The following is a 20,471-nucleotide window of genomic DNA, read 5'->3' on the forward strand; positions in this document are numbered from 1 at the left end:
TCAGGGCAGGGTTTCGACGCCGTAGTGCATCCCGGCGGGCAAGTGGACCACTTCGCCGCCAGGCAACCGTCCAGTCCAGAAGGGTCCCCGCAAGCGGGCCTGACGCACCAGGGGCGCCGGAGGAATATTGTAGAGGGTGAAGCTGCGGAGCGTAGAGAGCATGGCGTCCGGCAAATCGGCGGCGTTCAAAAAGAAGTCGACGACCTGCTCTTGCTCCTGCGGCTCCGACGTGAGCAGGTGCAGTGGCTGCCAGTCAAGGCGGGCCTTGCTGTTAAACTTGCCCAGGCGGATATAGCGCGGCAGGGCAGGCGCGGCCTCCCCAGGCAGGAGCGCGTAGAAGCGTGCCCGGCTCTCGGCGGCCAGCAGACGGATCTTGCCAGCCTGGGGAAAGTTCATGGCCCGCGCTTTGCGGCTGCGCTCCAGGGCAATGGCGTTCTGATCAAAACGGAAGTAGTAGCTATCCGACTGGGCGTTGAACTGGCTAAAGGCGAAGCGCAGACGACCGGGCAGAAAGGTCGCCGGCGTCACGTAGCGACCCTGGCGATTCAGCGGCAGCAGATCCTGCTTATAGCGTGGCGGACCATCCCAGTTGTAGGGAGACACACACCAGCCCAGGGCATAGGTCAGGGCATAGTTGCCGATCACTGGTTCGGTCTCGTAGAGCAGGCCCACCTCGCGGCTGGCAAAAAAGGTATGCTCCAGCAGGGTCAGGTCAACCTGATAGATGGCAAGCGTCATAGCAATCCTCCTGGCAGGAAGAGGGGAGCAGTGATGTGACCACCCTGGTCCCACGGCCTGCGCGTCTCTGGCTGGACCGCTGGCGGCCCCCTCTGCCCCTCTTCGCCCACGCACTTTACGGGAGATCTTTGTAGCTCGCCGTGACCTCCTCCAGCAGGCCCTTCAACCGCTCCGGCTCGCGATAGAGCATCAGGGTCTCCTCCAGCAGGCGGCCCAGGGCTTCACCGCGCACGACCAACGGCGGGCGCCCAACCAGGTCGCGCAAGAGCGTATCGGTTGCCTGCTGGACGCAGCGTTCAACCAGGGCATCATTGAGGGGGACATCCAATTCGTTCCCCCCTTGTGCCTCCAACAGCAGATCATAAACCTCCTGGGTCAGTTCGAGATTCGAAAAGATCTCAGTATCGCTGAATATCACTGCCGTGATCATATTGCGTACACGCCCCTGACGGCTGCTGATGGCACCGTAGCGCGTGCTGCGCAGGATATTGCCAAGCACGTATTGGAACTCTCCCGGCGTGACATCCTTGAGCGTCTCGGTATCGAGAAAATGGGTCTCGGGCAAGACATACTCGTCTTCGTTGATGGAGGTCGAAGCCTTGCCGTCGAAGGGATTGCGCATTGTCCCGTTATCGAAGGTGGCGTTGAAGGTGCGCGTGCCGGTCACCAGGCTGGCTGGAGCCAGCGAGTAGGCGTCATCGGTCATCACGCGGCTCTTCTGCGCGCCACCGCCGCCGGCGGCATAACCATAGACCATACAGTCGATGCACTTGCCACAAGGGGCATTGGTGTTGAGTGCGCAGGGGCGCTGCTCGCGTCCGACCGTCACCGTTCCTAGCAGACCATGCTCGCGCAGCAGCTCGCGCCCGACGCGGCGCTCGACGGCGGTCTGTTTCCGCTTGCTGATGACCACGCGCTGGATCGGTTCGCGCGTGTCCTCCCGGCGACCGGCGGTCACCAGCTCTTTTACAAGGCCCTCGCCACTGCCTTCCGTACGGAAGATTGTCTCTGACTCGGTTTTGCGGATCAGGATGACGCTGACGTAGCGGCCATGCGGAAAGTTATCGTAGTGCTCCAGCAGATACTCGCGATAGTGATTGAGCACGGTGAATGTTGAGGTGACGCTCATGGACGAATACCATCCTTTCTTCGGTGATGGATACGCTGGGCATGTTGCTTCTCTTGCACTCTCTTCTTCTGAGCAAGCTGCGACCTCGAGGCGGCGTGGCCTTGCTCACGCAGCGCAGCCTGGGCTAATCCAAGGCTGGACCGGCCTCTGCTGGTTCCCCTGCCTCCTCTGCTTCCTCTGTCTCAAGCTGGGCAAGCGCCTCCTCCGGTGATGCGGCCTGCTTTTTCTCCAGCAAGACGCGGGCCAGCTCCTGGCGCACGTAGACCAGGTAGGCGCTGCGCAGCGAGCGCTCGCGCTGGAGCAGTTTCCCTACATGGTTGCCAAGGGCCTGCTGGAGCACTTTCTCAAAAAACAGGTCGACGTACTCATAGATCGCTGCCTCCGAGACCCAGCCGCGAATGCGCTGGAGGTGGTCGAAGATCAGGCCCTTGCTGCTATCTCGGGCAAACTCCAGCTCCTTCGGATAGCGTCCCAGTTCAGCCAGAATGATGTCTAGGGGCTTCAGGAGGGAATTGCGCTTGAATGAGCGGCCTCGAATGGCTTGCCTGGCCGCGTAGACGGCCACCTCTTTGAGCGCCTGGGCCAGCAGATCCTCTCTGGCCTGGTGAGGGCTTGCCTGGGAAGGTGTGGACGTCACAATGAACCTCCTCTTCTGATCTGAGCTGCGAACAGGTGACAGACAGATAGATGGACGCACTAGCTGATCGCCTCCGCTGCCCCGAGCAGCTGCTCCAGCAGCGGGGCGACCTGGTAACTGAGCGTTAAAGGATTCTGGCGCTGCTTGCCGGCTTTCTCCTCGATCAGGCGATCCACCTCATGGTACAGCGCCAGTGGGTCCTGGGCTGCTGCGGTGACCAGGTCATAGAGGACTTTCACGGTCGACAGGGTGTCCGGCTGCAGCTTATGGGCCAGCTGATGCAGGAGGGCCAGGCGCCGGCAGAGGGCCCGCACCTGGGGACGGGTCAGTACCTGCTCGGGTAGTAACCAGACAAGCGCCTGGGGTATCCCTTCAGCCATGAAGGCCACTGGCTCGGACCCGATCATTTCCTGCTCCAGATTGAGCAGTGGCGTTGGCAGGCGCGAGAGCAGGACGCGGCAGTCAAACCAGGCCGCCAGCACGAGGGCTTTCTCCAGCGCGACCAGGTATTGGCGACCGTAGCCCTGCTGGTTGATGGTCAACGGCAGGACAGGCGTAGGGCCGAGTGCCTCCGCATAGCGCGGAAGGATCAGTCCTTGATGCAGGTCCATCCGACAGTGCAATTTGTAGAGGACCTGACCAGCAGCCAGCCGTTGCCACTGCTCCTCGTCGCGCGTCTCCGGGTCGATCGCCACCGTGTCTTCTCCGATGAGACTCTCGACTGTCTGCCACCAGGCGCGCAGCAGCGGCTCGGGAAAGAAGCTGTAGGGGAACAGGTGGAGATAGAAGGTTTGCAGCTCGCTGCCCTGCTTGTCGCGATGTGAGGGCCAGGCCAGCTTTTCTAGCAAGAACTGCGTGCGGCAGATGGGACAGATGTTGCGCTTCGGCTCGCGTGGACTGCCGCCCTCCAGTCGGTTCGAGAATTGCTGCACGCCAATGCTCGGCGGCACCTGCAGCGCCATCCACTCCTCGGCAGGCAAGGGACTGCTGCAATAGCTGCACTGCCGATCGGTATAGCGCGGATCTGCATAGTGACGCAGGTTCGCCCGAAAGTCGACCGGCTGCTGCCGCTCCCCGCTGCTCAGATCCCAGAAGCTGAGATGGCGATCCAGATAGTCAAGGATTGCCTCCTCTTGGGGACTGCTCGTTGAGAGCGCCTGCAAGTCGTCTCCCGCAACTGTCAGCGGTGACGTGCTGGCATCTCCAGCCTCGGCTGCGTTGCTGCCCATTGCTGAACCCTGCTGGTTGTTGCTGTCGGCAGCGGCGGACTGGGGCGAGGGAGACGCTCTATTCCCCCGTTTACCGCCACGGCCAGTGCGTTGGGGAGCGGCTCGCTGTGCCTGCTCTTCCAGACGGGCAAGATCGGCCAGGGCGGCGGCTTCCATCTCGAGAAGCGGGGTTGTGGGCAGATCACGGGCCATAACGTAGCCACGCCGATAGGAGTTGATCAGGGCATAAAGCGGCTGTCGCTCCTCGGGCACCCCAAAGAGACGCGCCACTCGCTGCCAGGCATCCTCGTGCAGGCGCTTCAGTTCCTCGCCCCGGTGGGCATCGAGGAAGTTCCGGTAGGCCATGAGAAACTCGCCCCGCTGGAGCGCCTCGGGATCAGTGGGCAGCAGCTGCTGCTCCGCCAGCAGTGCCTGACACTGGGCCCGCAGAGCTGGATCAGCTGCCGCTTGCGGCGAGTTGAGGAAGGTCTCCAGGTCCTGGCGCGCCGCTGTCTCCCGCTCCTGGCGCCACTCATCGCGGTACTGCTTGCGCCTGACCACGTTGGTGATGCAGCCAAAGATCTGCTCGATGGGTGCGCCGCTCTGGAGGGCCGCCTCGTCGACGCTGATCCCGGAGGGCCGCGCCTTGATGAACTCCGTCAGCCCTTGCTGCTGCATCTTCGCCAGTCTGTTGACCACCCGCCGGGCCAGCTCGCGCTGCCACTCGCGCGTCCATTCAAAACGCATACTCCGGTCGAGCAGATAGTCGATGCCTTCGGCATGGAGGAGCAGGGGAATGCAGTGGTGTTCCCCGTAGTGTTCCTTCAGCATTTCGGCGACCTGGTTATGGATCGTGTTCGAGAGCAGGCCGCGCAGTTCGGCCAGGCGGTGGCCGATGAAGCGGTACCGCTGCCGCGCCCCGCTGAGATGGAGTCCCTCATTCAGGCGCTCAAGCGCCTTCTGATGAATATGTCGTTCATGACGGCTGGCCTGGTCCGAGCTGTGAGACAGGTCCAGCACGTCCGCGGTGCGCAGCAGCGCTCGGAGCGGCCCTTCAAGACGCGATCGAGGAAGACGGCACTGCTGCAAAAAAGAGAGGGAAAACTGAGAGATCTGGATTGCCTGATCCTGCTGGCTGTCGACCAGAAATTTGATGTCGCGCAGATACTCCTGCCACTCGGGGAAGAAATGATCTGCCTGGAGGGCTGCTAGCTCGCTGGCCAGATGCTCCAGGGTGGCCGCGTTGGCATAGCGGACAGCCTTGCCGCTGCTATCCTGGCCATAGGCAGGCAGCTTGTTAATGTCATGGACGGTTATGGCCAGGAGCAGACAGCGCAGCTCGGTGGCCTCCAGTTGAAAGAGGGGCCGCAGCCGCTCGATGATCGCCGCGCCATTGAGCACGTGCTGCCAGAGGCTTTCCCCTTGCTTGCTGCCCGTCTGAATGATCTCCTGGTAGCGCCGCAGCCCTTCGTCGGCAATCTGTTGCAGATACTGCTGAAAGACCTGGTCCGGGTCATCGCTCCTGTAGGTCAGTCCCAGGGCAAGCCAGGGCGAGGACTCCTCAGAGGCCGGGGCCATGCGCAATCATCTCCTTTCGTTCGGTTCCAATTTTTCAATCCCTCAGCGGGCGAGAGCGGCGTTCCGAACAGGTGATATTATGGCTGATTGATACGACAACATTCGTCGTATCAATCAGCGGTGGGATGACAGAGAGGATGGAAAACAAAGAACAAAGAGCTGACGCAGGCATGAGCGCGCTGGTCACCATCCTTATCGCTCCTCCTCCGGCGCCTGCATGCTGAGGCCATAGAGCCGTCCCATCTTGCTGACGACGCTGCGCATTTCCTCTCGCAACGACGCTGGCTCGACCAGCTCCGCTCTCTCCCCGTAGCGTAAGAGCTGGTGGATCACCCGCCACTCATTGTAGGCCGTCGCCCGAATGAGGATCCACCGCTCCTCTTGCCCTCGCTCGTTCATGCGCACCTCCTCTCGCTCAACCACTTGCGACAACCAGCGCTGACTGAGGCCGGGCTCAGCGATCCTCGCGTCCAGCCAGAAGCGAAAGGTCAGCACCTGGCGGGGCCGTGTCCTCCCAGTGAGCTGCGGCTCAATCTGCAGCGACTGCTCCTGAATGCGGTCGATGCGGAACTCCAGAAATTGCCCGCGCTCGGGGTGATACGCCACCAGGTAGAAATGGCCCTCCATATGGATCACGTAGGCGGGATCAAGATGCTGATGGGTGATCTCTTTTCCCGAAAGAGGCCGGTAGGTAAAGCGGATGTGCTGGCGCTGCTTTATCGCTCGCGCGATCTTCCTGATCAGCTCTCGGTAGGGCAGATAGTCCATCACAGGCGCCACATTAAAGTAGACGTAGGGGGTGCGGGCCCACCGTTCAAAGCGCTGCTGCTGCCGCGGTGGCAGTTGCCGGGCGAGCCGCTCGATGAGCGCCTGCACCTCATCTGCAAACGGATGGCGCGGCTGTGGCTGTGGCAGCGCTTGCGTCGGGTCGGGAGGGGCCAGCCGATAGGGGTCCGTGAACATCGAGGCCAGGAAGGCCAGACATTCTACCTCTGTATCTGACAGGGACCAGTGAGGGACGAGGCCCTGATCGTCCTCGAGGACATAGCGCGCCGGTTGCCTTCCACGCCGCTCCCGAACCAGCACCACGCCAATCTCCTCCAGGATCGCCAGATCTCGCTCGAGCGTGCGATGGGCCCGGCGGAGTCGGGCATCATCTGTGGCCTCCTCCCGATCGATGCCGTAGTGCAGCCCCAGGCTCTCGAAAATCTGCTTGCGGGTGCAAGGCCCTTGTCGCAGCAGTGCCAGCAAGCGCAAAAGCCGCTCGAGCCGGAGGACGGCAAGCCTTTCCTCTGAGGAAAAAGGTTCAGCGCGTTGGAAACCGGCCATGCACTGCTTTCCCTCCATCAATGCAAGAGAGATGCCTTTTACCATAGAGTCTTGAGCGCCCGCTGTCAAGGTCCAGGCACCTCTGCTGTCGGGAAAAATATGCTGCTGTTGCCGCTGCTGCCGTTCGCTTTGAGCATCTCGGCTCCCGGCTTCCCACGCAGCGATGCTCGAAGGGCTTCCCAGGCCGTCGGAAGGCCAGAGTGGCTGGCATCATGACCGTACAAATGCGGTCAGTAGTGACCGCTTTTTTGGGATGCTCGAAACCGCTTGACGGAAGTCGCTCCTGATGCTACGCTAAAGGGGGTGCTGTCAGAAAGCAGGACAAGCCCGATGTGGGATTGAAACTTCATCTGTATTGAGGAGGATCTCATGACTCACCGTCCGTCAGAAAGCAGGACAAGCCCGATGTGGGATTGAAACCGCTATCGGGTCTTGGCTCTGCCCACCACCCTCGACGGGGTCAGAAAGCAGGACAAGCCCGATGTGGGATTGAAACTGACCAGTTTCGTAGATCGATGACCACAGCACCGCAGGGTCAGAAAGCAGGACAAGCCCGATGTGGGATTGAAACTCAGCAGCGGCTGCTCGCTGACAACCGAGCCAGGTCAGAAAGCAGGACAAGCCCGATGTGGGATTGAAACGTCGAGAGAGAGGGCGGGCTACGGCTCCGCCCCAAGACCGTCAGAAAGCAGGACAAGCCCGATGTGGGATTGAAACGATGAGTACGTAACCGTGGCGCTCTACGAGCGCCGTGGCGTCAGAAAGCAGGACAAGCCCGATGTGGGATTGAAACTAAGAGGAATTTTTGATAAATAGTCGTAATATTCTGGTCAGAAAGCAGGACAAGCCCGATGTGGGATTGAAACCTTCCGACATGACTACTGATGGGAAGAGCGTAATGCGAAGTCAGAAAGCAGGACAAGCCTGATGTGGGATTGAAACCTTGCAAGATGCGGAGCCTGATCCTGAAAGGGAGCGCGTCAGAAAGCAGGACAAGCCCGATGTGGGATTGAGAGGGATTAGAAGGGGTTGAAGACGAGAGAAAGATGGTGATGGACCGTCTGGACCTGCAAGCAATCAGAAAGCAGGACAAGCCTGTCAACTTCCCTCACATCGGAGTCCCCCACCGGCGGACCTCTGGTTTCGTCGAATGCAAGTACTCCGTTCAGCATGCGCAAGACGGAGTAGAAGACTGGATGGAGTTTTTGACGCGGCTCTGACTTCCTTTCCTACATCATTAGAAGAAGCTCCCCGGCTCGACCAGCAGCCTTCCACATGGCGCCGCTCCTCAGAAGGAAGAGGCTACTCCCCATAAGGCAACCCAGCTGTGCCACAGGCGCCCTGCGCAGGAAAAATCTCACTCCCTCCACGAGGGAACCTCTCATCGACCAAAAGCAAAATCACGTCTTGCCTGCTTCCTCCCACCCTCAACCTGCTCCTCCTGCCTCAGTTCCCAGATTCCTGCTTTGCCTGCCTTCCCTGCGAAACAAGCTGCTCCGGGGCTACACCCAAAACCGCAAAGATCGCTGGCAGCGTGAGCTTGCGCACCAGTTGCCCCATCTCCTCCGGCGTGTTCTGGCCTGGATGCTCAAGCCACCAGGTGATCGCCGTGTAGAGAGTCCCGCTGACATAACTGGCCAGCAGGCTGGTAGGAACTGCCGGCTCTCCAACAAGAGCCAGCAGCGGCCTCAGAAGAAAATGCTCTACCTGGCTCGTGAGGTAGGCCATGAGACGATGCCTGGCCAACGCCGCCCCCCTCTCGCTGAGAAGCACCTCATAGAGATGGCGATAACGCTCGACATGACGGAAAATCTGCTCATTGAGCACCGGCCTCTCCTGCAGGAAATCCGCAGGACGCAGCGGCTCCAACTGCCGGGCCAGATCCTCCTGCAAACGCTGAATGGTTGCCAGGAGCAGCTGCTCCTTATCCCGATAGTGCAAATAGAATGTTGCGCGCCCCACATTAGCACGGTCTGTAATCTGCTGGATAGTAATACTCTCATAGTTGCGCTCCTCGATCAGCTCCAGCAAAGCACGCTCCAGTAGCTGGCGAGTACGCTGAACACGTCGATCCTCCATACGCTCCCCTCCTTGATCTAAATCACTGTCTACTAATAGACACAATGTGTCCAGGATCTCTATCTTCCCGCTCTCCCTCTTGACAGGCCGGGACCACTGGCCCTACAGTTCTTACTAGACAATGTGTCTAATAAAATATGCAATGTCAAGGATGTGCTCAATCTCCAATCAGGAGAGCAGCCTTGAGACGCCAGAGATCAAAGGCTGCTTGTCTCCTTCTCGTTGCGACACAGGGGCAGGAGCTGACAACCGCTACTGCATCCAGTGGGGAGCCGACCAGGTCGGACGAGAGGAGAAAGGCACCTCAAGAGGAGGAGCTGTGTCATTATCATCGCCATTCGCCACGATTCCGCAGCCTAAGCCAGATCCGCTGCTCAAAAATCTCAAAGAGCTTGATCCTGACAGACCTGTCCAGAGTCTGATGCGACTGGCCCGTCTCTATGGCCCCATTTTCCGCCTCCAGCTGCCAGGCAGAGAGATGCTAGTCGTCAGCTCGCAGGCGCTTGTTGACGAGCTTTGTGATGAACGGCGCTTTGATAAAAAGGTCCACGCGCCCCTGGAACACATTCGCGCCTTTGCCGGCGACGGCCTCTTCACCGCCTACACACAAGAGCCGAACTGGGCGAAGGCCCATCGCATCCTCATGCCCGCCTTTGGGCCAGCAGCGATGCGCGAGATGTTCGAGCCGATGCTTGACATCGCCGAACAGATGCTACTACGTTGGGAGCGCTTTGGACCCCAGGCAGTCATCGATGTGCCCGATAACATGACACGCCTGACCCTGGATACCATCGCCCTCTGCGCCTTCGGCGAGCGCCTGAACAGCTTCTACCGGCAGGACATGCACCCCTTTGTGCATGCAATGGTGGAGGCGCTGATCGAATCCGGAGCCCAGGCGCGGCGTCTGCCCATCCAGAACCAGCTGATGCTTCTCACCAGGCGCCGCTATGAGGAAGACATCCGCTCCATGCACCAGTTCGCCGACGAGATCATCGCCCATCGTCGGCTTGATCCCGAGGCGGCCAGTCGGCATGACCTGCTCAGCCGCATGCTCCAAGGACGCGACCCGGTCACCGGCGAAGGCCTCGACGACGAAAATATCCGCTACCAGCTGGTCACCTTTCTCATCGCGGGACACGAAACTACCAGCGGCCTGCTCTCTTTCGCCCTCTATGAGCTGCTCAAGAACCCTCACGTGCTGGCCCGCGCCCGGGCCCACGTCGATGAGGTGCTGGGCGACGAAATCCCGCGCTTCGAGCACCTGGCCCAGCTCACCTATATCGATCACGTCTTGAAAGAGACGCTGCGCCTCTGGCCGACAGCCCCTGCCATCGCTTTGCAGCCCTACGAGGACACCCTGCTCGCCGGCACCTATCCACTTACCAAAGGCGAAACCATCCTGGTGCTCATTCCTATGTTGCACCGCGATCCCCGGGCCTGGGGCGAAGATGTAGAGCGCTTCGATCCCGATCGCTTCGAGCCAGCGCGCTATGCGCAGGTGCCCGCCAATGCCTGGAAACCCTTCGGCAATGGCCAGCGCTCCTGTATTGGCCGCCCCTTTGCCTTACAGGAAGCGACCCTGGTTCTCGCCATGATTCTGCAGCGCTTTGACCTGATCGAGCACGATCCCAGCTATCAGCTGCGCATTCGTGAGACACTGACACTCAAGCCCGAAGGCTTTTTCATCCGCGCCAGACGCAGAGCGGGCCGACCTTGCCCCCCGGCGGTCACCAGAGAGCGAGCCAGGTCCTCCCATCTGCAACCGCAGACGCAAACTGCCACGATCCCCGTCAGGCAGCCAGTGCCGGAGGAGGCGCTGACGCCCCTGCTGGTGCTCTTTGGCTCGAACGGCGGTTCATCGGAAGCCTTCGCTCGACGCATCGCCACCGATGCCAGCGTCCAGGGCTACAGCGCTAGCGTTGCCCCCCTCGATGAGTATGTCGGGCGGCTGCCGACCGAGGGCGCCGTCGTCATCGTCACCTCCTCCTACGAGGGCCAGCCCCCTGATCAGGCCAGGCAGTTTGTGGCCTGGCTGGAAACTCTCAAAGCCGGGGATCTCCAGGGGGTGCGCTACGCCGTCTTTGGCTGCGGTAACCGCGACTGGCTGCGCACCTATCAGGCCATTCCCAAGCGCATCGATAGCGCTCTCGCCGCGGCAGGAGCCACTCGGCTCAAAGAGCGGGGTGAGGCAGATGCGCGTGGCGATTTCTTTGGCGACTTCGATCGCTGGTACGACACCTTCTGGTCGAGCCTGGCCCCCGTCTTTGGCAAGCAGCTGCAGCCGGTGGCCAGTCGTCGAACCTATGCAGTGGAGATTGTCCCCTCGGCGCGACCAGCGCTGCTACGCCAGGGAGATATGCAGCGCGGTACCGTCATCGCCAATCGCGAGCTGGTCAATCTCGCCTCTCCACTCGGACGCTCGAAGCGCGAGGTAGAGATCGCTCTGCCAGAAGGGATGAGCTATCGAGCCGGAGACTACCTGGCTGTCTTACCAACGAATCCCGAGATCAACGTTGAACGCGCCCTGCGCCGTTTTGGCCTGGCTCCCGACACGCAGATCGTCCTGCACAAGGCCCGCCCCGATAGTCAAACCTCGCTGCCGACGGGTTATCCCATCGGCGTACGAGAGCTGCTAGCCAACTATGTTGAGTTAGCACAACCAGCCACACGTAAGCAGGTTGCTGCGCTGGCAGCAGAAACAGCACAGCCCGAGGAGAGGGCGCGGCTTGAGACCCTGGCGCAGACGGATCGCTATGAGCAGGAGGTCCTTCAGCGGCGTCTCAGCGTCCTTGATCTGCTTGAGCAGACGCCCTCCTGCGCACTCTCCTTCGGAGCCTTCTTGGAGATGCTACCTCCTATGCATGTGCGGCTCTACTCGATCTCATCCTCGCCACTCTGGAGAGCAGATCACTGTACGATTACCTTCTCGGTGCTGCAAGCGCCAGCCTTCTCAGGCCAGGGCACCTATCTGGGGGTGGCCTCAACGTACCTGGCTGCTGCTCAGCCCGGCACCAGTGTCTCGGTCGCAGTCCGGCCCTCACAGGAAGCCTTCCACTTGCCGAGCACACTCGACACTCCGCTCATCATGGTTTGCGCCGGAACGGGCATCGCCCCCTTTCGCGGCTTCCTGCAGGAACGTGCTATCCTCGCCTCTCACGGGCAGACTCTGGCTCCGGCCCTACTCTTCTTTGGCTGCGATCATCCCGCGGTCGACTATCTCTATCGTGAGGAGCTGGAGCAGTGGGAGCAAGCTGGCATCGTGCAACTACGACCGGCCTTCTCCCGCTGTCCAAACGGCCAGATCCGCTACGTGCAAGACCGTCTCTGGCATGACAGAGAGGAGATCGTCGCTCTGTTCAAGCGCAATGCGCGGATATATGTCTGTGGCGATGGGCAGCAAATGGCTCCGGCGGTGCGAGCCACGTTTGTCCGCATCTATCAGGATGCCATGCATTGCTCGCCCGAAGAGGCCGAAGCCTGGGCGCGCGAAATAGAGCGCACCAGAACGCGCTACGTGGCAGATGTCTTCTCCTGAGCACGACGCCCGGGAGCAAGAGCAGGCCGGGGTAACGGTCAGCGGTCGCTCGTGGGGACGGGCCAGTCTGGCAGGACATGCTTGTCTCCTGCTCTACCACCCGTCGCGCACCACACCTCATTGCCTGGCTCATCATGGGGCTTCCCCGGCAGCCTCCTTGTCCTTGTTGCAGCCGCGCATCAGACGCATGCTGCGTCCTGGGGCGATCGCCCCAGGCATAGAGAGAGGGTGTGATGGTGTAAACATCTGATCCATCACACCCTCTCAGCTCTCCCGGACTCATCCATGCGCGGGGCTAGGAAAGGAGCGAGGTCACCGAGCGTCCTGGTCGGTGAGCCGCTGCCTCGCCTGACTGACTGGCCTGGCCCCCTGCTTCGCCCTGTCTCCCTTACTCTGGCCCATCCGGCAAACAGCCTGCTCGTGAGGGGTGAGCCAGGGCACCTGCCTCCTTCTGAAGGCAAAAGCGCTATCTCGGAGTTGTCTCGTCTTCTTGCCAGCCAGCTTTCAGGCGCCATATCGAGAGTGGCCGTTGCTCATATGGCAGGTGGAGGACTGTCAGGCTGGGAAGGATAGCCAGGCTGGGGCGTCGTTGCCGGTCCTCCAACTCCGGGCGTTCCCGGCAGAGCAGACTGTCCTGGCTGAGGAGAGGGAGGCGTAGCTGGCGACTTGACCCAGGCATCGGCCTGCTTGTTGTCGACACGCATCTGATGGCCACAGAGCGTACAGACCAGGAAGGTTCTGGTCATGATAGGAAAGAGAGGAATCCAGAAGAGCGTAAACTTGCGCTGTGAGCGTACCACTTGCTGCTGGGTCGTGCGCTGGCAGCGCTGGCACACTGCTGGAATCCGGCCCATTAACCACTGCTTAGTGCGATAGCCATAAACGATCACATACATACTTAATACCCTCCCTGGTAGATGACAAGCTGTCTTCCAAAGAATAGCAACGTGAAAGTATCTGTACTGCCAATCAGCCAGAACAGCGCCAGCAGCAAAGCCCATCCAAGCTTATCAGGCATCGCCACCGTAATTAATTGCTGCATCAAGCAAGCAGAAACTCGTCATGCCAGTTCCTTACCTGCTCAGCGTACGTCTTTTCACTGCAGCTTATTCCTGCGCTGGCTGCTCCACAGATGCTGAAGCAATCGTGTGGCATCCCGGCCTAGACCTATATCTACTTGCTGGGTTCATGTTACCAGACCGTTGATAAATACGCTGTGATGTTTTTCACTTAACGAGAGGAAAAACATTGATAATGGTAACCATATCTGACTGCTCCTTTCTCTGAAGACTGGCCTTTGAAGCAGCAGCGAAGCCCCGTCAGGCTTTCTGCTGCTACTGTAGGGGAAGAGCAAGCCCTGCACACCAGTATTTCTTGATCGAGGGGAGAAATCTGGAAATGATCAGCGAGCGAGACAGTGAGCAGTATGCGAGCGACTCCCGAGAAAGGAACAAAAAGCGGCCTTCCGCGGGCAAAGAGCGATCAGCTCAAGCTGCGCAGAAGGCCAGTCTTCTGACAGTTGCCTGGCAGGCAGACCGGGCAGAGGCCGTCTGCTCAGTAGTCTTCGAGGATCTCCTGGGCCGCGCGTACTCCCTCGCGGGCTGCGCCTTCCATGAAGCCCTGAAACTCGACCGAGCAATGTTCTCCAGCAAAATGGATCGGCCCCTCGCGCACTCTCTCATACCCGCTGAAGAGCGTATATTGTCCAACGCGCCAGCAAGAGTAGCTGCCGAGTAGGTAGGGGTCGCCTGTTGAATAGCTCAAGGCGGCTCTGCCCGTGTAGTGGACGCTGATACCGGGCAGCAGGTGCTCCAATTGCTGAAGGCAAGAGGCAGCGGCTTGCCTCACGGCCTCCGCGTCGAGTGAGGTTGCGTAAGGAGTTGGAGAGACCAGAGCAGCCCCTCGGCTGCCACTTCTGTAAGAGAGGAGCAGACCGCCTGAGACTCCCTGGCCATAGGAGACATCCCAGAGGGTTTGAAGCTCCAGGTCGGTCACGATGAAGCCATTATGAGGATGGGGCCAGGGGCCTTCCTGATACCAGTACGGCTGGTCGAACTCCAGAAAGAGCTTAGAAACCGTGCCATAGCCAAGCTCGGCGATCGCCTGCTGCTTGAGTGGACTGAAAGCAGCGCGACGATAATCAACCTGTCTGAGTGTACTGAAAGGCAGCGTTAACAGGGCATGCTCGCAACGCACCTCCACAGGCCCCGAAGGCGTGACAAAGGTCAAAACGACCTCCCGCTCGTTCCGCCGCTCGATGACGACCAGACGGTGCTGCAAATGGATGCTTCCCTCGGGGAGGCTACGCGCGATGGCCTGCAGCAGCTGCTCGTTCCCTCCCCGAATCTTACAGCTCTCTAGCTGCGGCCCACCACTGGTAGAACCCCGAGCCAGATCGCGGGGGGCAAACATATAAATCAAGTTGAGAGCGCTCTGCTCGCTGGTATCCAGGCCATAATAGCCGCTGCACATAATATCGAGCAGACGGCCAACAGGAGAACGATGGCCATCCGCCACAAAGCGCTCGATCCAATCGTAAGCGCTCAGATGATCGAAGCGGTAGCCGGCAGCCGTATACTGCCTGTAGGTGGTCACCGGGCCGATCTCCTGCAGCTGCTCTTGCAGCAGGGCGGCAACAGCTTGCAGCGGCTCTATTAGCTCATCTTCGCGATAGTAGCGGTTGAAGAAGTAGATCAGTCTGGGGGCCCGGCCTCGCTCGAGACTGATCGTCGTGAGGCCGAAGCGCCGGATCAACTGGTGCATCAGCTCATGATCAGCGTCGATGAATTCGCCGCAGCCTTCACTGACCGCCCCAGACTGCCAGGTATGGGCATCGGAGCGGATACGCCCACCGATACGGTCGGAAGCCTCATAAAGAGAGCAGGACAGGCCCGCCTCCTGCAGCGTAAGAGCGGCCACCAGGCCGGCGATGCCAGCCCCAACGATTGCAATGCGTGGCATGAGATTGCTCCAGCAGCGATCTATGCTGATGGCAGAGGTCTGCGTAGCATTTGTGGTATTACTCTATCACATAGAGCCACCAGCTGGAGACCGCTGGGAACGCTGGCCTCCGCGCACCAGAACCGCCAGATGGCCGTATCCAATCTAATAATCAGCATACGGAAATAGACGTATACACCAAAGCCTATAACTTTTTTGCTATGAGATGGTATCGAGAGAAAGACCCCTTCTTCATCTTTGCTACACTGTATCATGAAGAAGACGGCCTGATAGAGATAAGAAGATGAACTTGCTCTACTGACCGTACTTCTTCAGAAAGGCCAAAAAAACACTCAAGACTGCGCACCTGCTTCCATGATGGCCCACCTATCTCCCGGGCCTTGCCTTGCCCTGATGGGCCGGCGGAAGTGGCAGCGGCGAGCTGAGACAGGCTCGGAGCCGGGCCAGACCGTCTCTCGGGGCACCAGGGATGGTCGGTATGGTGGGGTGGGGACTCATTGATCCCAATCCCATGTGGGGGACAGGCGGCCATGCCAGAAACGGCGCTCTGCGGGAGGAGCAGGTGAGCAGCCAAAAAGAGTGGATACAGCAGCAGGAGGCTGCTGGTTTGCTGTTTGTCAAGGAAGACGTGGAAAGGGATGGTGTAGACTATGTTGGGTGGAATGCTCAAACGTTCTGGAGCGGTTCTGCTCTCCTGCGCGCTGGTAGCCCTGGTCACGCTCCTGATCTCGCGAGCGAGCGAGGGCACAGCCCACCTGACGTCAACGGTAGCGGCGGCCTCAAAGGCGCCTGCGCTCACCTGCGGGGCCTGGCGTCGCGTCCCTGACGCTGCCGAAGGGGCCTTAGTGGGCGTCACCGCCTTTGCCCCAGACAACGCCTGGATCGTCGGCAGTCAGGGATCGGTGCCTCTCATCGAGCACTGGAACGGCAAAGCCTGGAGCGTCGTGCCCAGCCCGGCCCCGAGCGAGCCAGCCTTGCTCAAGAGCATCTCTGGAAGCGCCCCCGACGATATTTGGGCTGTGGGCAGCACCACCAATACGCCGAATCACACCCTGGTCGAGCACTGGGATGGCAAGAGCTGGAGCATTGTGAGCGACGCCGTTAGCAATGGCCAGCTCAACGGCGTTGTGGCGCTGGCGCGCAACGATGTCTGGGCGGTTGGCACCTCGAACAGCCAGGCTCTGATCGAGCACTGGGATGGCAAGAGCTGGAGCGTGGCCCTGCAAGCCAATCTGGCTGGCCAGGGCGATTCCCTGCTCGCCATCGCGGCCAGCAGCGCGCATGACATCTGGGCGGTCGGAACCAGCCTCAAGGTCAATTACAATTTCCAGGGCTACGGCGTGAATCTGAACATGAGTTCGATGGGCTCCGGCGTCATTGTCCACTGGGACGGTAACAGCTGGAAAGCGGTCAGTGGCCAGGGTCCCTCAACCCAGATGGTCATGCTCAGCGGAGTGGCCGCCCTGGCTCCCGATAACGTCTGGGTAGTGGGCTCCGCCTTCCAGGGCTCTCTGCTCAACGGGATGCGGGCCAAAACGCTGGTTGAGCACTGGAATGGCTCGCAATGGAGCGTCGTACCTAGCTCCGATGCGCCCAATGCCTTCGCCAGCTATCTGACCGGCGTCGCGGCAGTCTCCCCGGGCAATGTCTGGGCCGTGGGCGGCGCCTTCAGCGGCAGCCACTTCAGTGCCCTGCTCGAAAACTGGGACGGCGCCCATTGGAACCTGATCCAGGCCCCCAATGCTGCCGATGGCCGTCAGCATATGCTGCTCGGAGCCGCCGCTGTGCCCAATACGAAGCAGGTCTGGGTCGTTGGTCTGCACGGTACGGTGTTGACCAACTGCGGCTAACACCTCGCACCCCGTCGTTGTACTCTCGGCCCAGGCAGGAGCTGCCGAAGCAGCTTCTCTCCACTACTCTTGGGGGTCAGGGGCCTGCGCCTCTGACCCTATCTTCCTGCTCTGCTTTTTTAACTGCCTGTACCCTTTGTACTCTCATTGCTTTCCTTCAGAGTCTGCGCTAGACTATTGACAGCTCTTGCCGTTGGCAAGGCCAGGACAGGACAGGACGCAGCTCGTCCTGGCAAAGGGAACATGACGGCAACGGGCGGAGTGCGACCAGCTCCGGGCTTCGTCCGTTTTGGTAGTGAAGTCAGATCGAGCCTTCCTCACCCACTCTCGCGAGTGGGTGGCCTGGCGTTGTCGTACGATCCGGTCGAAGAGATTCCCCGCGCTGCCTGGCCGGGTGAGCACCTGGCGAGCAGGTGTTGCCTGCCGGGAGAGAAGCAGGGGGCGGCCACGGGCCGAAGGGGAAGAAGGGGAATCCTGACGACATCGGGTCCGAGGGGGTTTGCATGAAGAAATTACTAGAGGGCCTGGCCGTCCTCCGCGTACTGCGCCATCCCGCTCTGCTACGCTTGTGGCTGGCCCAGGTGATCTATCTGAGTGTGCAGTTCACGGCAAGCTATGCCATGATCGTTCTGATCACCAATGAGACTCACTCGGCGGTCATGGTTGGATTGGTGATCATCGCGCTCAGCCTTCCGCTGGTCCTTTTCGGCGCTCCCGCTGGCGCCCTCGTTGATCGCCTCGATCGTCGCACCGTGCTCTGGGTGAGCAATGTCGTGCGGGCCTTTGCCACCCTCCTCTTTGTGCTCGCTCTCTTGCTGAGTCCTCATCAATATATTTTTATCTATATCCTGGCGTTCTTCTTCTCCCTGGTGGGCCTCTTCTTCTCGCCAGCGGAGGGGGCGATCATTCCGAGCCTGGTGGAAGAAGAGGAATTGCTGCCTGCGCTCTCCCTCTATAATCTGACGCTCAACACCAGTCAGGCGGTTGGTCTCCTCATCCTTGGCCCCCTGATGCTCAACTTGCTGCCTCCGCTCTCTTTATCGCTCTTAGGCACAAAAATAAATCTCATGCCTGTTGAGACCCTCTTCCTGCTCATCTCAGTGCTCTATCTGCTGGCCACCGCACTGACGGCCACCTTGCCACGTCAAAGTCGCTCTGGGCGCCAGAGCGGAGGAGCCAGCCCCTCCTCGTCTCCTGCGGCGCTAGCTGGGGCTGGAGGAGAAGCTGAGCGTACGCATCCCTACGAGGTACTCTCTGAGGAAGCCGGGGCCTTGCTCTCGGGCTGGCAGCGGCTGCGTCGGGACCTGGAAGACGGCTGGCGCCTGGTGCGCAACGATGGGGTCTTGTTGGATGCTCTCTTTCAGTCCTGCTTTGGCGGACTGGTCATGCTCACCATCGCCGAGCTGGCGACAACGTTTGTGCAGCGGCTGCTGGGGCTGCCTGCCAGCAACACCACAGTCATCTTCGCGCCGGCGGGCATTGGTCTGGTAGCTGGCTCGCTGCTGGTGCCAGCGGTGGTGGCCCGCCTTGGCTCGCTGCGCACGATGCTCGTGGGGATGGTCGGGACTGGCCTCGGCATCGCTCTGATCCCCCCTTTGCAGTGGCTGGCGCGCCTCCTGCTTGCTCCCCACTGGGCCACACATCCCCTCTTCCTCCTCGTCCTGGCTGTTCTGACGGCTGCCGTCGGCTTCGGCCTTGATCTGGTGGTGGTGCCGGCCCAGACCCTGATGCAGCAGCGCTCGCCTGACGAGATGCGTGGGCGTGTCCTGGCCCTCTTTCAGGTCCTCTTTAACGGCGGGGCCATTCCGGTCATGCTCTTTATGGGAGCCCTGACCGACTGGCTGGGCATCGTTCCGGTGACGTACCTGCTGGCCTGCTCCTGTCTGCTTACGGCTCTACTGACCGCGGGGCGTGCCCTGACCCGCAACAATCGCAATCGCTTCTCTGGCGGGCCCAGGCAGCAGGCCGAGGCCCAGGAGCGGCTACCAGTACCCTGACCCCTCTCCTCAAGCTCAAGGAATGGGCGGAGCGCTGATAATCTATGGCCCTGCCCGGGGGCAGGCGAGGGCCAGGCAGCTCAGTCGTTGCGGTCTACCTGCCTGCCTGCCGGTCTATCTGCCTGCGCAGTGCTCAGGCCCCGAGTCTGGGGAAGATGGCGCTCGATCCAGCTGTGTATGGCCTCCAGCAGGGCGGGCGTGGCCGGATCGTGCAGGAGGGAGTGGTAGGCGCCAGTCAGTGTGACCACCTCTACGTCGCGACTCCCAATCCTCCGTAGAAATGCCCGTGTGCCACGCTCGCGGGCAATGAAGTCGCAGCTCCCCCGCAGCAGCAAGAGGGGCAGGTGAATGGCTGGGGCCCGGCGCCGGGCGCTGGCCAGCCAGGAGCTGAGCAGGTTGAGAAAGCGCACGCTGACCAGACGCACAAAGAGCGGGTCCTGGCGCAGGCGCTCGTTGAAGGCAGGGTCACGACAGCCCAGCTCTTCCCGCCCGGTGATCGGCATGGCGGGCCGAGTCGGCGCCGTCAGCAGGAGCCGGAGGTAGCGCAGGACCTCGCCGGGCCGTGGGGTAATAGAGGCGCTCAGCACGGGCGAGATGAGGATCAGCCCGCTGACTTCCTGGACATGGGGCAGGTGACTGCTCAGATAGTGAATGGCGATCGAACTCCCCATGCTCTCGCCAAGCAAAATCAGCGGCAAGAAGGGCCAGCAACGGCGGACCCAGGCTATTGTACTGTCAACGTCCTCTAAATAGAGACGGAAGCTGGCGATGTCTCCCCGCCGCCCCTGCGATCGGCCATGACCACGCAAATCCGGGGCGACGATCTGGACCGTGGCTAGCTCAGGGGCCTGGGCCAGGACATCATAATAGCCGCCGTGCCCACCCAGCCCCTGAATGCACAATAGAAGGCAGTTCGGCTGCTCCGTCTTCCAACTATGAACAGAGAGGGCGATTCCATCCCTCGTCGTCAACAGGGCTTCTTGCTCTTCCTTCTTGGCCATGCTCCTTCCGGCGCGCACACACAAAAAGTCAAATGAATGCCGGCGATCAAACCAGCCAGTCAACAACCAGGTCAGCTCTGGGTCAATGACCGTGCCACGCTGCAAAACAATCTCTCAAAGCGCGCGACAGGGACCAGGAGACCGCCGGCCCCGGCCAGGATAAAGAAGCGGCGCCGCTGAGGGCAGACGCCACTCTCTGTATTATAGCCGACGTCCATAGCGACTGACCAGCGTTGTCAGCTGAATCAGACGCCCGTGGACGCGCTCGCCCGCCGGCGCTGGCATCAGTGGCTGCCTGGCCTCCTTGCCAGCGCTGCGGCTTCTGGGCCGGAACTTCAAGATGTTCTGGCGTGAGAAAAGGCGCGTCAATGGCAGCGGAAGCCGCAGATGTGGTGGCGGCAGAGGACGGTAGTCTTCATAGATTTCATG

15 protein-coding genes and 1 CRISPR repeat array are annotated in these 20,471 nt (G+C 60.7%); of the genes, 4 read left to right on the forward strand and 11 right to left on the reverse strand.

Features of this window, described 5'->3' with window-relative positions; all coding sequences use genetic code 11:
• From cas5d to BGC09_RS19275, 6 genes are all read right to left on the reverse strand, one after another.
• A complete protein-coding gene (gene cas5d, locus BGC09_RS19250; protein ID WP_069805844.1) occupies positions 1-738 on the reverse strand; it encodes a type I-D CRISPR-associated protein Cas5/Csc1 in 738 nt (245 codons plus the stop codon).
• 115 nt (positions 739-853) lie between these two features.
• Positions 854-1,867, reverse strand: a complete 1,014-nt coding sequence (gene cas7d / locus BGC09_RS19255; protein WP_069805845.1) for a type I-D CRISPR-associated protein Cas7/Csc2 — start codon at positions 1,865-1,867, stop codon at positions 854-856.
• A 124-nt stretch (positions 1,868-1,991) separates the two neighbouring features.
• Positions 1,992-2,504, reverse strand: a complete 513-nt coding sequence (locus BGC09_RS19260; RefSeq protein WP_069805846.1) for a hypothetical protein — start codon at positions 2,502-2,504, stop codon at positions 1,992-1,994.
• Positions 2,505-2,563: 59 nt separating this feature from the next.
• A complete protein-coding gene (cas10d, locus tag BGC09_RS19265; protein ID WP_069805847.1) occupies positions 2,564-5,290 on the reverse strand; it encodes a type I-D CRISPR-associated protein Cas10d/Csc3 in 2,727 nt (908 codons plus the stop codon).
• Positions 5,291-5,482: 192 nt separating this feature from the next.
• The gene (locus tag BGC09_RS19270) at positions 5,483-6,619 is read right to left on the reverse strand and encodes a helix-turn-helix transcriptional regulator (RefSeq protein WP_069805848.1); all 1,137 of its coding nucleotides are present in this window, start codon (positions 6,617-6,619) and stop codon (positions 5,483-5,485) included.
• A gap of 308 nt (positions 6,620-6,927) precedes the next feature.
• Positions 6,928-7,635: direct repeats of the CRISPR family, unit length 37 nt; unit sequence GTCAGAAAGCAGGACAAGCCCGATGTGGGATTGAAAC.
• A 430-nt stretch (positions 7,636-8,065) separates the two neighbouring features.
• The gene (locus tag BGC09_RS19275) at positions 8,066-8,698 is read right to left on the reverse strand and encodes a TetR/AcrR family transcriptional regulator (RefSeq protein WP_069805849.1); all 633 of its coding nucleotides are present in this window, start codon (positions 8,696-8,698) and stop codon (positions 8,066-8,068) included.
• A gap of 319 nt (positions 8,699-9,017) precedes the next feature.
• On the opposite strand from BGC09_RS19275, the gene BGC09_RS19280 reads away from it, so the two are divergent.
• Positions 9,018-12,233, forward strand: coding sequence for a bifunctional cytochrome P450/NADPH--P450 reductase (locus BGC09_RS19280; protein WP_069805850.1), 3,216 nt, complete (start codon positions 9,018-9,020; stop codon positions 12,231-12,233).
• Positions 12,220-12,483, forward strand: a complete 264-nt coding sequence (locus tag BGC09_RS22640) for a hypothetical protein (RefSeq protein WP_141727863.1) — start codon at positions 12,220-12,222, stop codon at positions 12,481-12,483. The genes BGC09_RS19280 and BGC09_RS22640 overlap by 14 nt, the downstream gene beginning before the upstream one ends.
• A gap of 283 nt (positions 12,484-12,766) precedes the next feature.
• Here the strand turns inward: BGC09_RS22640 and BGC09_RS19285 are convergent, their stop codons facing one another.
• The 3 genes from BGC09_RS19285 to BGC09_RS19290 all read right to left on the reverse strand — a co-directional run bounded on the left by BGC09_RS19285 (position 12,767) and on the right by BGC09_RS19290 (position 15,194).
• Positions 12,767-13,129, reverse strand: coding sequence for a zinc-ribbon domain-containing protein (locus BGC09_RS19285; RefSeq protein ID WP_069805851.1), 363 nt, complete (start codon positions 13,127-13,129; stop codon positions 12,767-12,769).
• Positions 13,130-13,131: 2 nt separating this feature from the next.
• Positions 13,132-13,275, reverse strand: a complete 144-nt coding sequence (locus tag BGC09_RS23010) for a hypothetical protein (RefSeq protein ID WP_176728983.1) — start codon at positions 13,273-13,275, stop codon at positions 13,132-13,134.
• A gap of 512 nt (positions 13,276-13,787) precedes the next feature.
• Positions 13,788-15,194, reverse strand: a complete 1,407-nt coding sequence (locus BGC09_RS19290) for a flavin monoamine oxidase family protein (protein WP_069805852.1) — start codon at positions 15,192-15,194, stop codon at positions 13,788-13,790.
• 650 nt (positions 15,195-15,844) lie between these two features.
• Here BGC09_RS19290 and BGC09_RS19295 point away from each other — a divergent pair.
• Both BGC09_RS19295 and BGC09_RS19300 read left to right on the forward strand, forming a co-directional pair.
• A complete protein-coding gene (locus tag BGC09_RS19295) occupies positions 15,845-17,044 on the forward strand; it encodes a beta propeller repeat protein (protein WP_069805853.1) in 1,200 nt (399 codons plus the stop codon).
• Positions 17,045-17,547: 503 nt separating this feature from the next.
• Entirely contained in the window at positions 17,548-19,041 is a 1,494-nt protein-coding gene (locus BGC09_RS19300; RefSeq protein ID WP_069805854.1) for an MFS transporter, read from the forward strand.
• An 80-nt stretch (positions 19,042-19,121) separates the two neighbouring features.
• On the opposite strand, the gene BGC09_RS19305 is transcribed toward BGC09_RS19300, so the two are convergent.
• Together BGC09_RS19305 and BGC09_RS23015 are read right to left on the reverse strand one after the other, a co-directional pair.
• Positions 19,122-20,042, reverse strand: a complete 921-nt coding sequence (locus tag BGC09_RS19305) for an alpha/beta fold hydrolase (protein ID WP_069805855.1) — start codon at positions 20,040-20,042, stop codon at positions 19,122-19,124.
• 201 nt (positions 20,043-20,243) lie between these two features.
• Positions 20,244-20,471 (reverse strand): hypothetical protein (locus tag BGC09_RS23015; RefSeq protein ID WP_176728984.1); only part of this gene is annotated, 228 nt, incomplete at its 5' end.

This window comes from Thermogemmatispora onikobensis, assembly GCF_001748285.1.
GTDB lineage: Bacteria > Chloroflexota > Ktedonobacteria > Ktedonobacterales > Ktedonobacteraceae > Thermogemmatispora > Thermogemmatispora onikobensis.

Excerpts from the sequence above, each read along its gene's own strand:
- cas7d (WP_069805845.1), bottom strand. The coding sequence starts at position 1,867 with ATGAGCGTCACCTCAACATTCACCGTGCTCAATCACTATCGCGAGTAT.
- cas10d (WP_069805847.1), bottom strand. The coding sequence starts at position 5,290 with ATGGCCCCGGCCTCTGAGGAGTCCTCGCCCTGGCTTGCCCTGGGACTG.
- cas5d (WP_069805844.1), bottom strand. The coding sequence starts at position 738 with ATGACGCTTGCCATCTATCAGGTTGACCTGACCCTGCTGGAGCATACC.
- BGC09_RS23010 (WP_176728983.1), bottom strand. The coding sequence starts at position 13,275 with ATGCAGCAATTAATTACGGTGGCGATGCCTGATAAGCTTGGATGGGCT.
- BGC09_RS19295 (WP_069805853.1), top strand. The coding sequence starts at position 15,845 with ATGTTGGGTGGAATGCTCAAACGTTCTGGAGCGGTTCTGCTCTCCTGC.
- BGC09_RS19300 (WP_069805854.1), top strand. The coding sequence starts at position 17,548 with ATGAAGAAATTACTAGAGGGCCTGGCCGTCCTCCGCGTACTGCGCCAT.
- BGC09_RS19290 (WP_069805852.1), bottom strand. The coding sequence starts at position 15,194 with ATGCCACGCATTGCAATCGTTGGGGCTGGCATCGCCGGCCTGGTGGCC.
- BGC09_RS19275 (WP_069805849.1), bottom strand. The coding sequence starts at position 8,698 with ATGGAGGATCGACGTGTTCAGCGTACTCGCCAGCTACTGGAGCGTGCT.
- BGC09_RS22640 (WP_141727863.1), top strand. The coding sequence starts at position 12,220 with ATGTCTTCTCCTGAGCACGACGCCCGGGAGCAAGAGCAGGCCGGGGTA.
- BGC09_RS19285 (WP_069805851.1), bottom strand. The coding sequence starts at position 13,129 with ATGTATGTGATCGTTTATGGCTATCGCACTAAGCAGTGGTTAATGGGC.
- BGC09_RS19270 (WP_069805848.1), bottom strand. The coding sequence starts at position 6,619 with ATGGCCGGTTTCCAACGCGCTGAACCTTTTTCCTCAGAGGAAAGGCTT.
- BGC09_RS19305 (WP_069805855.1), bottom strand. The coding sequence starts at position 20,042 with ATGGCCAAGAAGGAAGAGCAAGAAGCCCTGTTGACGACGAGGGATGGA.